The 13,689-nt window shown below is 69.6% G+C and carries 13 protein-coding genes; 6 read left to right on the top strand and 7 right to left on the bottom strand.

The window, feature by feature from the left end:
• Positions 1 to 36: 36 nt before the first annotated feature.
• The 5 genes from JHN45_RS01820 to JHN45_RS01840 are packed head-to-tail and all read right to left on the bottom strand — an operon-like array spanning position 37 to position 4,792.
• Positions 37 to 822 (bottom strand): SDR family oxidoreductase, encoded by a 786-nt coding sequence (locus JHN45_RS01820; RefSeq protein WP_201047717.1) that lies wholly within the window; start codon positions 820 to 822, stop codon positions 37 to 39.
• A gap of 50 nt (positions 823 to 872) precedes the next feature.
• Complete coding sequence (locus tag JHN45_RS01825; RefSeq protein WP_201047718.1) at positions 873 to 1,868, bottom strand: biotin-dependent carboxyltransferase family protein; 996 nt, start codon at positions 1,866 to 1,868, stop codon at positions 873 to 875.
• The gene (locus JHN45_RS01830; RefSeq protein ID WP_201047719.1) at positions 1,865 to 2,599 is read right to left on the bottom strand and encodes an allophanate hydrolase subunit 1; all 735 of its coding nucleotides are present in this window, start codon (positions 2,597 to 2,599) and stop codon (positions 1,865 to 1,867) included. Before JHN45_RS01830 ends, JHN45_RS01825 begins: the two co-directional genes overlap by 4 nt.
• 7 nt (positions 2,600 to 2,606) lie before the next feature.
• Positions 2,607 to 3,413: a LamB/YcsF family protein gene (locus JHN45_RS01835; protein ID WP_200710060.1), complete on the bottom strand. Its 807-nt coding sequence runs from the start codon at positions 3,411 to 3,413 to the stop codon at positions 2,607 to 2,609.
• Positions 3,414 to 3,439: 26 nt separating this feature from the next.
• Complete coding sequence (locus JHN45_RS01840; protein ID WP_201047720.1) at positions 3,440 to 4,792, bottom strand: MFS transporter; 1,353 nt, start codon at positions 4,790 to 4,792, stop codon at positions 3,440 to 3,442.
• 282 nt (positions 4,793 to 5,074) lie between these two features.
• Between JHN45_RS01840 and JHN45_RS01845 the strand changes: the two genes are divergently transcribed.
• From JHN45_RS01845 to JHN45_RS01855, 3 genes are all read left to right on the top strand, one after another.
• On the top strand, positions 5,075 to 5,710 hold the full coding sequence (locus JHN45_RS01845; RefSeq protein ID WP_200710062.1) for an RraA family protein: 636 nt from the start codon (positions 5,075 to 5,077) through the stop codon (positions 5,708 to 5,710).
• A complete protein-coding gene (locus tag JHN45_RS01850; RefSeq protein WP_201047721.1) occupies positions 5,710 to 6,774 on the top strand; it encodes a D-2-hydroxyacid dehydrogenase in 1,065 nt (354 codons plus the stop codon). The genes JHN45_RS01845 and JHN45_RS01850 overlap by 1 nt, the downstream gene beginning before the upstream one ends.
• 180 nt (positions 6,775 to 6,954) lie before the next feature.
• Positions 6,955 to 7,704, top strand: coding sequence for an SDR family NAD(P)-dependent oxidoreductase (locus JHN45_RS01855; protein WP_201047722.1), 750 nt, complete (start codon positions 6,955 to 6,957; stop codon positions 7,702 to 7,704).
• A gap of 36 nt (positions 7,705 to 7,740) precedes the next feature.
• Here JHN45_RS01855 and JHN45_RS01860 read toward each other — a convergent pair whose 3' ends face one another.
• Together JHN45_RS01860 and JHN45_RS01865 are read right to left on the bottom strand one after the other, a co-directional pair.
• Positions 7,741 to 8,541: a LysR family transcriptional regulator gene (locus JHN45_RS01860; RefSeq protein ID WP_201047723.1), complete on the bottom strand. Its 801-nt coding sequence runs from the start codon at positions 8,539 to 8,541 to the stop codon at positions 7,741 to 7,743.
• A gap of 80 nt (positions 8,542 to 8,621) precedes the next feature.
• Positions 8,622 to 9,221 carry a TetR/AcrR family transcriptional regulator gene (locus JHN45_RS01865; protein WP_200710066.1) on the bottom strand — a complete coding sequence of 200 codons (600 nt, stop codon included), beginning with the start codon at positions 9,219 to 9,221 and terminating at the stop codon, positions 8,622 to 8,624.
• Between the two features lie 122 nt (positions 9,222 to 9,343).
• On the opposite strand from JHN45_RS01865, the gene JHN45_RS01870 reads away from it, so the two are divergent.
• The 3 genes from JHN45_RS01870 (at position 9,344) to JHN45_RS01875 (ending at position 13,477) form a co-directional block, all read left to right on the top strand.
• A complete protein-coding gene (locus tag JHN45_RS01870) occupies positions 9,344 to 9,961 on the top strand; it encodes a short chain dehydrogenase (RefSeq protein ID WP_201047724.1) in 618 nt (205 codons plus the stop codon).
• A gap of 38 nt (positions 9,962 to 9,999) precedes the next feature.
• On the top strand, positions 10,000 to 10,125 hold the full coding sequence (locus JHN45_RS53915; RefSeq protein ID WP_268982181.1) for a hypothetical protein: 126 nt from the start codon (positions 10,000 to 10,002) through the stop codon (positions 10,123 to 10,125).
• A 148-nt stretch (positions 10,126 to 10,273) separates the two neighbouring features.
• Positions 10,274 to 13,477 carry a glycoside hydrolase N-terminal domain-containing protein gene (locus tag JHN45_RS01875; RefSeq protein ID WP_201047725.1) on the top strand — a complete coding sequence of 1,068 codons (3,204 nt, stop codon included), beginning with the start codon at positions 10,274 to 10,276 and terminating at the stop codon, positions 13,475 to 13,477.
• Positions 13,478 to 13,689: the final 212 nt, after the last annotated feature.

Genomic DNA, 13,689 nt, shown 5'->3' on the forward strand with positions numbered 1-13,689 from the left:
CACGATCATTGAGATTCTCCTGGAGAGGCGGGGGCGTCAGTCCTGGGGTGCGGTGCCGGCGGGAGCGCCCGCCCAGCGGCTGATCTCAAGGTCGGCCGAGGTGTCGCGTTGCCTGGTCGGGGCGACGACGATCTCCTGGAGGACGACCCTCGGGGGCAGTGTGATCGCGAGGTGGATCGCTTCGGCCACGTCCTGCGGCTGGAGCATGTGGGCGCGTTCCACGGCGGCCGGTGGCCGGGCGCGGTTGTCGAGGATGGGGGTGTCCGTCTCGCCGGGCAGCACGGTGATGGCCCGAAGCCCCTGGTTGCGGAAGGTGTTGTGCAGGAAGGTCATGAAGTTGCGGACGCCCGCTTTGGCCGCTCCGTAGGCCGCCCCGCCGAGCAGGTTCGGATTGACGGCGGCGAGCGAGGAGACCGTGACGATCGTCCCGCCGTCGCGCCCGAGCATGTCGGGCAGGACGGCCTGGGTGAGCTGGAAGACCGCGGTGAGGTTCACGTCGAGAACCTGGCGCCACTCGTCGTGCGGCAGCCACTGAGGGTTGAGCACCGACGACGCGCTTCCCGCGTTGTTGACGAGGATGTCGACCGGGCCGAGTTCGGCGTGGACCCGGTCGAGGACACGGGTCACGTCGTCGGCGCGGGTGATGTCCGCCGCGACGGCGAGGGCTTTTCCTCCGTCCGCGCAGACCGTGGCCTCGGCTTTGTAGAGCTCCTCCTGCCGACGGCCGACGAGGACGACGGTGATGCCGTCCCGGGCGAGCAGACGGGCCGCTTCGAACCCGATCCCGCTGCCGGCGCCGGTGATGAGCGCGATCCGCGTCACCGTTCCTCCTTGAGATGAGACGGTCGTATCAATTGAGAATAGTTTTGCAACTAGTGCGAGATCAAGTGTCCCGCGAAGCCGAGCGCGCCGAACGCCTCGGCCGTCGCCCGCTCCAGCACCCGCAGCGCGCGCTCCCGTTCGGCGTACCGGCGCACCGAGGTCTCCCGGTCCACCCACCGGAACCGCAGTTCACGGCCGGGCCCGGCCTGGCCGAGCAGCGGGAGCGACGCCCGCGAGGCGACCCCGACGATCGGATAGCCGGCCGTCAGACTCCGGTACCGGCCCAGCACGATCAGCTCGTCCGCGTGCGGGATCTGGAGCGCCCCGATCGGCACTCCGTGCGACACGATCTCCGTCTCGGTGTCCGGGTGCAGCACCGGCCCGTCGAGGCGCAGGCCGACGTGGTTTGAGCGAGTGGTGACGGTGTACGGCGACCGCGCGATCAGTTCTCGGACCCCGGGGATCGACCGGGCGCCGTAGCTCTCGACGACGTCGATGACCCAGGGCCCCTGCGGGCAGCGCAGGACCGGGACGGGAAGCCGGAAGAGCGGGGGAGCGAAGTGGCTGTGCCCGAATCCACGAAACCCGGACTCCAGCAGCACCCGCGTTTCGAGGGTCTGCGTGAAGCCCATCCGGGGATCCGGCGCGGCACTGCCCAGCAGGGTCTTCGCGGCGAGGACACCGCTTACGGCGATGTAGTTCCTGGCACCGAGATCCATGTCGGCGCGCACGCGGATCTCGGTGCCCGCCGGTACGACCACCGGCGACCAACTGTCGGCGGGCGCACCGCCGACGGTGACCCGGCAGGGGCCGCCGGTCACCGCGACGAGGACATCGGCATCGGGTACGAAGGCCGGCTCGCCGCCGAGATTCTCGATCAGGGTGGCGTCCCGCGGGTTGCCGACGAGGATGTTCGCCATGGCTGCCGAGTGCTGGTCGGCCGCGCCGCCGGTGGGGACGCCACGCCGCTCGGTGTCGCGCCGGCCGAGATCCTGGAAGGTCGTCACCCAGCCCGTGCGGGTGATGTCGAGGCCCACGGTTCTCATGCGGACACCTCCGAAACCGGCAGCAGGAAGCCCGCGTCCAGCGCCGCCGCCTCGTCCCGGGTGACGGGCACGAACCGGACGATGTCGCCCGTGCCGAACGAGACGGGCTCGGCGCGGGAGATGTCGACGATGGTGTGCGGAGTGCGTCCCACCACCCGCCAGCCGGTCGGGCCGGGGAACGGCTGGATGATCGCGTTGGTGCCCGCGATCATGATCGCGCCGGGCGCGACGTCGGTACGCGGCTCGGCGCGCCGCCGTACCGGCCGAGGCACGCTGAGCCCGTCCATCATCGGGGCCATCGCCGCGCCCAGCAGGGAGATCGTGAAGGTGGACTCCGCGATCGCCTCCACGACTTCGGCGGGGGCCAGCCCCACCTCCTCGGCGACGGACAGCAGATCCGGCCCGGTCTCCTCGTCGAACACGACGGGGATGTCGAACCGCAGTGCCGTACGCGCCTGGAGCCGCTCGTGGAGGGGGAGGCGCTCCGCGAGCAGTCGTACGGCGTACTCCACGTGCGGCAGCGCGGTCTCCAGCGGGTCGAACTCGACGAGCAGCGACTCCAGTCCGGAGACCACGTCGAGCACCCCGGGCGGGCGTTGCGCCAGGAACCGTTCGCGGAAGGCGACGACCGCGGTGCGGCGGATCACCGGGTCGGGGTGGGGGACGGTCACCATCACCGCCGAGTCCCCGAAGGGCTCGACGGTGACGGCGGTGAACTGTTCTGCGGTCATGGGGAGTTCAGACCAACGCCTTGGCCTTCTCGGCCAACACGTCTTTCAATCCGGTGACGTTGACATCCGCCGCCTCCAACGCGGCCCGCAGCGAGGTGCCGTTGGCGAGCACGGTGGGGTGGTCGCCGTGCAGCAGCAGTACGTCCACGTCGTGGCCCAGCGGTACGACGTTGCCGTCCACCGAGCGCACCGTGCCCTCCCGGACGACCTGGACGCAGCGCTCGCCGATGAGTTCGGGGTCGTGGATCAGACCCTGGGGGTGCGAGCGGGGGACGGGCATGCCGTCGTCGCCGTAGCCGCGGTCGGCGAGGAAGACGTAGCCGACGTCGAGGCCGCGCTTGGCCGACTCCTCGGCGAGCAGGCCGCGTTGACAGATGACGATGTACTCCTTGTTGTACGCGGCGATCGCGTCGGTGATGGCGCGGGCGTGCTTGGCGTCGGTCTGCGCGATCGAGCCCATCCGGCCGTGCGGGGCGACATGGCTGATCGTGCCGCCGTGCACGCGGGCGAAGGCGTCGAGCGCGCCGAGCTGGTAGAGGACGTCGGTGCGGATCTCCTCCTCCGACGCCTCGATGAGCCGCCGGCCGAAGCCGACGAGGTCGGGGTAGCCGGGGTGGGCACCCAGTTCGATGCCGCGCTCGACGCAGTCGGCGACGGTCCGGTCCATGATGCGCGGGTCGCCGGCGTGGAAGCCGCAGGCGATGTTCGACGCGGTGACGAGGCCGAGCAGGGCCGCGTCGTCGCCGATCGTGTAGTTGCCGAAGCTCTCGCCGAGGTCGGCGACGACGGCCACCGAGTTGATTGCGGATGCCATGGGGTGTCTCCCGAAGTGCGGTTCGGTCAGTGGGATGCGAGGGGTTGCCCCTTGGTCTCGCGCACGAACGCGACGGTGACCAGGGTGATCGCGGCGGTGATGATCGAGGCGAAGGCCGGGATGAGGTTGGACCCGGTCGACTCGATCAGGTCGGTCATCACGAGCGGGGCGCTGCCGCCGAAGATGACCGTCGAGAGGCTGAAGCCGATGCTGTACGCCGAGTAGCGCACGCTGGTCGGGAACATCTCGGCGAGCACGGTGTGCACGACCGCCGCATGGCCGGAGAAGGCCATGGCGAGGACGACCGTGCCGATGCAGGCGAGTCCGAACCTGCCGGTGGTGATGAGCAGGAACATGGGGTACGACACCACGGCCATCGCGATCGCGGAGCCGGCGAGGACGGGCTTGCGGCCGATCCGGTCCGACAGCCGGGCCATGAGCGGGATACAGATCACGATGGCGACCAGGCTGCACGCGGTGACCATGAGCGCCCGCACCATCGAGAAGTTGTGGTCGCCGAGCGAGGTCTTCAGATAGGTCGGCATGTAGACGAACAGCAGGTAGTAGCCGGGGCCGTTGAGCGCGGGCAGGAAGATCGTGAGCGCGATCGCCTTCAGGTGCCGCTTCGAGGTCAGTGCCTCTCTGAGCGGGTTGCGGGCGACGGTCTTCTGCTCGCGCAGGGCTGTGAAGTGCGGGGTCTCCTCCAGCTTGCTGCGGATGTAGAAGCCGACGTAGCCGAGCGGTACGGCGAGCAGGAACGGCACGCGCCAGGCCCAGGAGGTCATCGCGCCGTCGCCGAGCGTCGTGATGAGGACGGCGGAGAAGGTGCTGCCGAACATGAGGGCCACGAAGGAGCCGACGGCGATGAAGCTCATCATGTAGTTGCGGCGCGCGTCCGGCGCGTACTCGCCGACGAACGACATGGCACCCGCGACCTCACCGCCCGCCGAGAAGCCCTGGAGCACCCGGAGCAGGACCAGCAGGACGGGCGCGCCGACCCCGATGGCCGCGTGCGAGGGGATCAGACCGATCGCGGCCGTCGCTCCGGAGATGAGCACCAGGAGCGTGGCCAGGAGCTTCTTGCGGCCCAGCTTGTCGCCGAGGTATCCGCAGATCACGCTGCCGAAGGGGCGGGCGAGGAAGCTGATCAGGAAGCCGACGTTGGTGAGGAAGAGCCCGCCGGAACCCGCGTCGCCCATGATGTTGAGCGCGAGGTAGGTGACGAGCAGGCCGTAGATGCCGTAGTCGTACCACTCCACGAACGAGCCGATGGCGCCCGCGACGGTGGCCTTGCGGACGACCTTGTCCTGAGCGGTGACGGGGACAGCCGGTGTCACTGGCTGGTTTGACTCGGTGTGGAGCCGATCTGACATTGCCATAGCTTCAACTTTCGGTGTCGCGGACGGCCGAAGCGGTGTCCTGGGGACCGGCGAAGAGGTACTGCTCCAAGCTGCGACTCGAATCGCGAATGAGAATAGGTTCGCATTCTCAAGCCGGTCAAGGGTTGGAGTTGCATCGGTGTCAACCTTGCGATTCCGCCATGTTTCCGTGGTTGCTGCAGCTGATCCGGTGGTGGCCGGCCCTTGCTCGGTGGCGTGGGGGGATGCAGACTGGCTCATCAAAACGCGAAGTCTTTCGCATTTACTTAGAAGGGGATCTTGATGACCCAGGACAACGTGCGTGTTCGCACGGGGTGGGAACGCGTCGACCCGCAGGTGCTCGACCAGTTCCGTGAGCACTCGGTGGCCAACCTCGGTGACGCCCTCGACCGGCTGAATATCGTCGACGGAGGCATCGCGCCCGTCTGGAGCGGGGCCCGGGCGGTGGGCACCGCGCTTCCGGTGCTCACGGTCGCGGGCGACAACAAGGCCGTGATCGCCGCGCTGGAGCACATCCGTCCAGGGGACATCCTCGTCATCAACGCCTTCGGCTTCGAAGGACGCGCCATCATCGGCGACAACCTCGCCCAGCGCTTCGACGTGTTCGGAGCCGTCGGTGCGGTCGTCGACGGCTACGTGCGCGACGGCGCGATCATCGAGCAGCTCGGGATCCCGGTCTTCGCGAGGGGGCTGACACCCGCAGGCCCGTTCAAGAACGGTCCGGGCACGATCGGGGAGCCCGTCGCCGTCGGAGGGGTGGTCGTCGAACCCGGGGACATCGTCGTCGCCGACGCCGACGGGGTGATCGTGATTCCCCCGCACCGAGCCGAGGAGGCTCTCGCGGCCGTCAAGGAGATCGTCGCCCGCGAGGCGGACCTCGACGCCGAGGTCGAGACGCTCCGGAGGAAGGCCGCCTGATGGCAGCGGAACAGGACGCGGGCCGACTCCGGGTCGCGGTCGCCGCGCCCCTCTCCGAGGAAAACCGGGCGCGCATAGGGGAGTTGGAGCCCCGGATCGACTTCGTCGTCGACCAGGAACTCCTCCCACCGATGCGCTGGCCCGCCGACTTCGCGGGCGACCCGATCTGGCGGCGCACGCCCCGACAGCAACGCGCATACGAAGAGCTCCTCGACTCCGCCGACGCGCTGTACGGCATCCCCGACGTCGACCCGTCCGCGCTGGCACGCACGGTCCGGGCCAATGCGCGACTGCGCTGGGTGCACACCATGGCGGCCGGCGGCGGCAGCCAGGTCAAGGCGGCGGGGCTCAGCGCCGGGGAACTCGACCGGATCGCCTTCACGACCTCGGCCGGTGTCCACGGGCAGCCGCTCGCCGAGTTCGCCGTCTTCGGCGTCCTCGCGGGAGCCAAGGATCTGCCTCGCCTCGGCCGTCAGCAGCGTGCCCGCGAGTGGAGCGGTCGCTGGACGATGAAGCAGGTGAGCGAGCAGACCGTGCTCGTCCTCGGACTCGGCGGGATCGGCCGGGTCGTCGCCGCGAAACTGCACGCGCTGGGCGCACGGGTCGTCGGCACGAGCAGAAGGGACATCACGGTCCCCGGCGTGTCCGAGGTAGTGCATCCCGACCGGCTCGTCGAGGTGGCGGCGGCCGTGGACGCCGTCGTCAACACGCTCCCCGGGACCGAGGCCACCGAACACCTGCTGGACAAGCGGTTCTTCGACGCCCTGCGGCCCGGTGCGACCCTCGTCAACGTCGGGCGTGGGAACGTCGTCGACGAAGCCGCCCTGATCCAAGCCCTCGACAGCGGACAGGTGGGTTTCGCCGCGCTGGACGTCTTCGAGACGGAGCCGCTGCCCGCCGGCAGCCCGCTCTGGGACTACGACCAGGTTCTCGTGAGCCCCCACACGGCCGCGCTCGACGCGGCGGAGGACCGTCTCATCGCCGAACTCTTCGCCGCCAACGCCACCCGGCTCCTGGACGGACAGCCCCTGCTCAACCGCGTGGACACCGTCGAGTTCTACTGAGTGTCATCGGTCGGGAGAACGACGCCACATGCCGATCGGCCCTGACACGGTCCGGATCGATGACCGCCAGGCATCGGCCCATGCCGAATCGATCATTGTTCGCCCAGCTCGCATGGGGTGAGCTGAAGGCGACGGCGGTCGTCCGGCCGTACGTCGACGAAGCGAACAACGGAGATTGCGGTGGGTCAGCTCGAAGGCAGGGTCGCGGTCGTGACAGGTGGCAGCAAGGGCATCGGATACTCCTCCGCCCTGCGCTTCGCCGAGGAAGGCGCCCACGTCTACATCACCGGCCGCGGAAAGGAGGAACTGGAAGCGGCGGTGGCACGGATCGGTGAGCGGGCCGTCGGCGTTCAGGGCGACGTCACGGATCTCGCCGACCTGGACCGGCTGTTCGCGACCGTCGAGGCCGACGGGCGCCGTATCGACGTCCTGTTCGCCAACGCGGGAGGTACGACCTTCGTGCCCCTGGCGGACGTGACGGAGGCGGACTACGAGTACGGGACCGGGCTCAACCTGCGCAGTTCCTTGTTCACCGTGCAGAAGGCACTGCCCCTGCTCAACGACAACGCGTCCGTCATCCTCGCCACCTCCACCACGGGCACGCGGGGGGCGGCAGGCGTCGGGCTGTACGCCGCCGCCAAGGCCGCGGTCCGGTCGTTGGCCCGCACCTGGGCCAACGAGCTGAAGCACCGCGGCATCCGGGTCAACGCCCTCGCACCGGGTGCCACGCGGACACCCGCTCTCATGGCCGCGACCCCTCAAGGCGCGACACCGGAGGAGTTCCGCGCGATGGTGGCCGCGCCCGTCCCGCTCGGGCGGACCGCCGAACCGGAGGAGCAGGCCGCCGCTGCCCTGTTCCTGGCCTCTGACCAGAGCAGCTACATCACTGGTATCGAGCTTCAGGTGGACGGCGGCATCAACCAGATCTGACGGCCGGGGCACACGGGCCGGTCACTGCGGGCCGGTTCACCTCGCCGTCGCGAGCGCGGCGCGGACGAGCCCCTCCCGCGCCGCCGCCGGAGTGGCACGTGGCCAGGCCAGGACGAGCCGGCTGTTCGGCGTGCCGAGCACCGGGACCGCGACGACGGACGGTCCCAGCCGGGGGACCGCGCTCTCCCCGAGCACGACCACCAACTCGCCCAGCGCGACCCGGTCGATGAGCTCGTCCAGGCCGACCGGCGGGGCATGCTCATGGAAGAGGGGTTCGTCCCGCACATCGAGGGCGGTCAGGCTCGTGCGGTGGGCGAGGCGGTGTCCCGCCGGAAGGAGGGCGACCGGCGGCTCGTCGAGCAGATCCACCGTGTCCAGCCCGTCGAGATCGTCGCCGGCGCACATCAACGCCAGGTCCGCCGTGCCGTCCCGCAGGGCGCCGACCAGGTCCGGGGTGAACCGCACCTCCACCGGCACCGGATCAGGACCCCGCCGGTAGGTCTCCAGCACCTTGGACAGCAACCCGGTCCCGGTACCGGCCGGAGCGGCGACGACCAGCCGGTCCGGCCGTGCCGCCTGCTGCGTCCGACGGACCGCGTCGTCCACCGTGGCAAGGACGGTGCGGCTCTCGCGAAGGAATACCTCACCGGCGCGCGTCAGTCGAACCTGCCGACTGGTGCGCTCGAACAACCGGACCCCCATACGGCGTTCCAGCCTGCCGATGGCGCGGGACAACCCCGGCTGTGCGATGCCCAGTTGCTCAGCGGCGCGGCCGAAGTGCAGGTTCTCCGCCACGGCGACGAAGTAACTGACCTCGCGGGTCTCAAGTCGGTCCACACCGTCAGACGTTACTCGCGCGGACACCGGGACGTCGGCCGGGCCGGTGCCTCGCGCGGGGCAGTCGGCGCAGCCTGATGTCAGTCCCGGACGGCGGTCAGCGCGGTGTCGAGGAGGTCACCGACCGGCCGGGTGGCGCCGGTGCGGGCCCATTCGTCCACGGCGATGTTGAGGCAGGCGAGGGCGGAGGAGACGATCGCGCGGGCCCGCAGTTCCCGGGTGCGGGTCGGCCCCCGCAGCCGTCGGACGATGTCAGGGAGGAGCGCCTCCGCCCAGCGTGCCCGCTTGTCCAGCAGCGACGGTTGCAGCGCGGGCGTCGCGTCGAGCATCCTCGCCACCGCGATGTTGGTGTCCGCGTGGGCGGTGAGCTCGTCGAGGTGGGGCTGCACGGCGTGGCGCAGCGCGGTCCAGGGGTCTTCGCCGAGGGGGCGGGCCGCCAGGGCTTCGGCGAGCCTGTCGCCGATCTCGTCCATGTGGCCGACGACCATGTCCTCCTTGGTGGGGAAGTAGCGGAACACACTGCGTCCCGACATGCCGACCTCGGCGGCGATCTGATCGACCGTCGTCCGCTCGAAACCGTTCGCCGCGAACAGCGTCATCGCGGTCTCGGCGATCTGCGCGCGCACGGCGCGCCGGGTCATCTCCCGCAGCCCCGGCTTCACCCTCGGTGTGTCGACCATGCGTCCAGAATAGCTGCTGCCGCCAGATCTGTCAGTCAGTGACAACTTGGTCTATGGTTGACATGTGTGTCGGGGTCGACCGGGCCCGCGCATCAGCGAGAGACGACCTTGAGGAGTGCGTCATGAAGGTGATCGTCATCGGAACCGGGACGATCGGTAGGGCCGTGCGCGCAACGCTGGCCGAGCACGGACACGAGGTCCTGTCGGTGGGCCGCACCTCCGGCGACCTCCGGGCGGACATCACGGACATGGCGAGCCTGCGGGCCCTCTTCGCCGAGGTCGCCGGGGCCGGTGGCTTCGACGCCGTGGCCGGCGCGGCCGGTGACGTGTTCCCGGCACCGCTGGAGCAGACCACGGACCAGCAGTGGGCCGACTCCGTCGCGGCCAAGGGGATGGGACAGATCAACCTCGTGCGGGCCGCCCTACCCCACATCGCCGACCGGGGCTCCTTCACCCTGGTCTCCGGCGTGCTGACCGACGAGTTCACACAGGCCGCGACGATCGGCGCGACGGTGAACCACATGGTGGAAGGCTTCGTGAAAGCGTCCGCGACGGAACTCCCACGCGGTCTGCGGATCAACTGCGTCAGCCCCACGGTGCTGACCGAGTCCGTGGCCTATCACCCGTACTTCCCAGGCTTCACCCCCGTACCGGCCGCCGAAGTCGCCCTCGCCTACCTGCGCGCCATCGCGAACCCCATCACCGGCCGCATCCTCAAACTGCACAGGACCGACAGCTGACACCCCGCCCGGCCGCGAGACTGCGCGGACGGAGCGCGGTGAGTCCCCTGATGCGGGACCTGCTGTCGCAGCCGACCATGACGTCGTGGACCGGGGACACTCTGGCCGACCTGACAGGACTCGACACCTTCGCCGCTCCGGCGGCCCTGCGTCCCGCGCTCTGACGCGCCAGGACGAGTTGGCGACGCTCGGCGGCGCACACCTATAGACATCCGATCTATTCTCCGGTGACGATGAACGCGCTTTCCATAGAGGTCGACGGGGAGCCGCCTCCTTGTAATTGAGCCGATGAATGGGCCGGGAGATTTCACCGTGATCAATGAGTCCCAACCGCAGCGCCGCAGCGTCCTCAAGTTCGGCGGTGCGTTCGCTCTGGCGCCTCTGCTCGCTCAGCTGGCCGACGGAACCCTCGCAGGGCGGGCCGTCGCCGCTGAGCGCGGCGCGTCGACGGCTGTCCAGTGGCCGGTCCTGTCGCGCAAGGCGCTGAAGTACTCCGTGCCCGCCACGGACTGGGAGTCGCAGGCACTGCCGATCGGCAACGGCCGACTCGGCGCCATGCTCTTCGCCGATCCGTACGAGGAGCGGATCCAGTTCAACGAACAGAGCCTGTGGGGCGGCCTCAACAACTACGACAACGCGCTCGCCGGCAAGCCGGACAGCGACTTCGACACCGGCATGACCGGCTTCGGCTCGTACCGGAACTTCGGTGACGTCGTCGTCACCTTCGCTCCCCGCGCGAGTCCGACCGTCACGGCTCCCGGCGGGCCGTACAGCAGTTCCTCGTCGGAGGGCGTCGACAAGTCGTACGACGGCGACGCGAGCACCAAGTGGTGCATCGAGGGGCCGGGGCCGAAGGTTCAGTGGCAGGTCGAGTTGCCCGAACCCGTCGCAGTCGGGTCCTACGCCCTCACGAGCGCCAACGACGTCCCGGAGCGCGACCCCCAGGAGTGGACGCTCTCCGGCTCCGCGGACGGGACCACCTGGACCACGGTGGACAGTCGCACGCCGGCGGCGCCCTTCGAAAACCGCTTCCAGACGAAGGAGTTCACCTGCGCCGCTCCGGCCGCCTACCGCCTCTACCGGTTCGACTTCGTCCCCAAGGCGGGCGTCAGCCACTTCCAGGTGAGCGAGATCGGGCTGTCCGGCGTGGACTTCGGCGCGGGCGGCTCGGTGTACCTGTCCTCGCCGAGCGGCCACTCCAAGGGATCCGGGGCCAAGTCCAAGGCCGCGGACATCTCGTGTTCGGTGGACGGCGACCCGGCCACGGTCTGGCGGGTCGCCGCCGGCGCACCGGCGGTCGCCTGGCAGGCCGAGCTGCCCCGCGCGGTCGTCGTCACCTCGTACGCGCTGACGGCGGCCCCGGACCGGCCGCGCGACGACCCCTGGCGATGGGTGCTTGAGGCGTCGCAGGACGGGCGTACGTGGACGGCCCTCGACACGCAGAACCCCGGAGCGCCCTTCGCCGCCCGGGGCGAGGCGCGGACGTTCCGCTTCGCCAACAGCACGGCCTACCGCACGTATCGGCTCACTCTGAACCCCGGCACATCCGCGACCGGCATGCAGATCGCGGAGATCGCGCTACTGGGCGAGGACTTCGACACGCGCGCGCAGCGGACGGTCGTCGACTACCAGCGCAGCCTCGACTTCGTGGAGGGCATCCACGTCACCGGGTTCGGCGCGCCGGATCGGCGCGTCCTGCGCGAGGCCTTCGCCAGCCGGGCCGCCGACGTCATGGTCTTCCGGTATACATCGGATGAATCCGCGGGGCTTTCCGGCGCGATATCGCTGACCTCCGCACAGGACGACGCTCCTACGGCGGTCGACGCCGGCGCGGGGCGGATCGCCTTCAGCGGAGTCATGGGCAATGGACTCAAGCACACCTGCACCGTCCAGGCCCTGCGCACCGACGGCGACCTCCGCGCCGACGGATCGGTGCTCCGGTTCAGCGGCTGCACGACCCTGACCCTGTTCCTGGACGCCCGCACCGACTACAAGCTCGACGCCGCCGCCGGGTGGCGCGGACCGGCCCCGGAACCGGTCGTCGCCAGAACACTCGCCAAGGCGACCGCTCGGCCCTACGACAGACTGCGCGACGAGCACACCGCCGCGACCCGCTCCCTCATGGACCGGGTCGCGGTCGCCTGGGGCACATCGGAGCCCGCCGTCGTGGCGCTGCCGACCGACGTACGGCTGGCGCGGTACGGGGCGGGCGGCGAGGACCCGACACTTGAGCAGACGATGTTCGACTACGGCCGCTACCTGCTGATCAGTTCCTCCCGCCCGAACGGCCTGCCCGCCAACCTCCAGGGTCTGTGGAACGACAGCAACCAGCCGGCGTGGGCCTCCGACTACCACACCAACATCAATGTCCAGATGAACTACTGGGGAGCCGAGACGACCAACCTGTCCGAGTGCCATGAGGCACTCGTCGGGTTCGTCGAGCAGGTGGCGGTGCCCAGCCGTGTGGCGACTCGCAACGCCTTCGGCAAGGACACGCGCGGCTGGACCGCCCGCACCAGCCAGAGCGTCTTCGGCGGCAACTCGTGGGAGTGGAACACCGTCGCGAGCGCCTGGTACGCCCAACACCTTTACGAACACTGGGCGTTCACCCAGGACCTGGTCTACCTCCGCACCGTCGCCCACCCGATGATCAAGGAGATCTGCCAGTTCTGGGAGGACCGGCTCAAGGAGCGCGCGGACGGACTCCTCGTGTCCCCGGACGGCTGGTCGCCCGAGCACGGTCCGCGCGAGGACGGCGTGATGTACGACCAGCAGATCATCTGGGACCTGTTCCAGAACTACCTCGACTGCGAGGCGGTGCTCAAGGCGGATCCCGCCTACCAGGCGAAGGTCGCGGACATGCAGGCCCGCCTCGCACCGAACAAGATCGGCAAATGGGGTCAACTCCAGGAGTGGCAGGAGGACTTGGACGACCCCACCGACCACCACCGCCACACCTCGCACCTCTTCGCGGTCTATCCGGGGCGCCAGATCACCCCGAAGGCCACCGACTTCGCGGCTGCCGCCCTCGTCTCGCTCAAGGCGCGGTGCGGCGAGGAGGGGGGCGTCCCGTTCACGGCCGCCACGGTGTCGGGCGACAGCCGCCGCTCGTGGACCTGGCCCTGGCGGGCGGCCCTCTTCGCCCGCCTCGGTGACGGACATCGCGCCCAGATCATGCTGCGCGGGCTGTTGACCTTCAACACGCTCCCCAACATGTTCGGCAACCACCCGCCCTTCCAGATGGACGGCAACTTCGGTATCACCGGTGCCGTGGCGGAGATGCTCCTGCAGAGCCACGACGGAGTCATCGACCTGCTGCCCGCCCTGCCGGACGGCTGGAAGGCCAGGGGTTCCTTCACCGGGCTCCGCGCCCGGGGCGGCTACGAGGTCAATTGCGCATGGCGGGACGGCAAGGTCACGTCCTACAGCATCGTGGCCGACCGGGCACGGAACCGACAGGACGTCACCGTGCGAGTGAACGGGGTTGACCGGAGGGTGAAGCCGAGCAAGCCCTGAGACCTGTACGGGATCTCCCGCTGAGTGACCCGGCCGAGTCCCTGAGGTGCTGTGCCGTCCCAGGGACTCGGGCCTAGCTCCTCACGCGATCTTCACGCACTCAAAGGCGATCGCGGAAACAATCTTGGTCTTCTTGGGTGTTCTCGCTGCTCGAGCCGAGGAGGGGAAGGTGCCGGGGCTGAAGCTGTTCCGAAAGACAAATGGCGACGTGA

Origin of the sequence: Streptomyces sp. MBT53 (assembly GCF_016654115.1) — a bacterium.
Classification (GTDB): domain Bacteria; phylum Actinomycetota; class Actinomycetes; order Streptomycetales; family Streptomycetaceae; genus Streptomyces.

What these genes read in the sequence shown, in the direction of transcription:
- JHN45_RS01840 (WP_201047720.1), bottom strand. Translation starts at nt 4,792, where the DNA reads ATGGCAATGTCAGATCGGCTCCACACCGAGTCAAACCAGCCAGTGACA.
- JHN45_RS01850 (WP_201047721.1), top strand. Translation starts at nt 5,710, where the DNA reads ATGGCAGCGGAACAGGACGCGGGCCGACTCCGGGTCGCGGTCGCCGCG.
- JHN45_RS01865 (WP_200710066.1), bottom strand. Translation starts at nt 9,221, where the DNA reads ATGGTCGACACACCGAGGGTGAAGCCGGGGCTGCGGGAGATGACCCGG.
- JHN45_RS01870 (WP_201047724.1), top strand. Translation starts at nt 9,344, where the DNA reads ATGAAGGTGATCGTCATCGGAACCGGGACGATCGGTAGGGCCGTGCGC.
- JHN45_RS01835 (WP_200710060.1), bottom strand. Translation starts at nt 3,413, where the DNA reads ATGGCATCCGCAATCAACTCGGTGGCCGTCGTCGCCGACCTCGGCGAG.
- JHN45_RS01830 (WP_201047719.1), bottom strand. Translation starts at nt 2,599, where the DNA reads ATGACCGCAGAACAGTTCACCGCCGTCACCGTCGAGCCCTTCGGGGAC.
- JHN45_RS01825 (WP_201047718.1), bottom strand. Translation starts at nt 1,868, where the DNA reads ATGAGAACCGTGGGCCTCGACATCACCCGCACGGGCTGGGTGACGACC.
- JHN45_RS01845 (WP_200710062.1), top strand. Translation starts at nt 5,075, where the DNA reads ATGACCCAGGACAACGTGCGTGTTCGCACGGGGTGGGAACGCGTCGAC.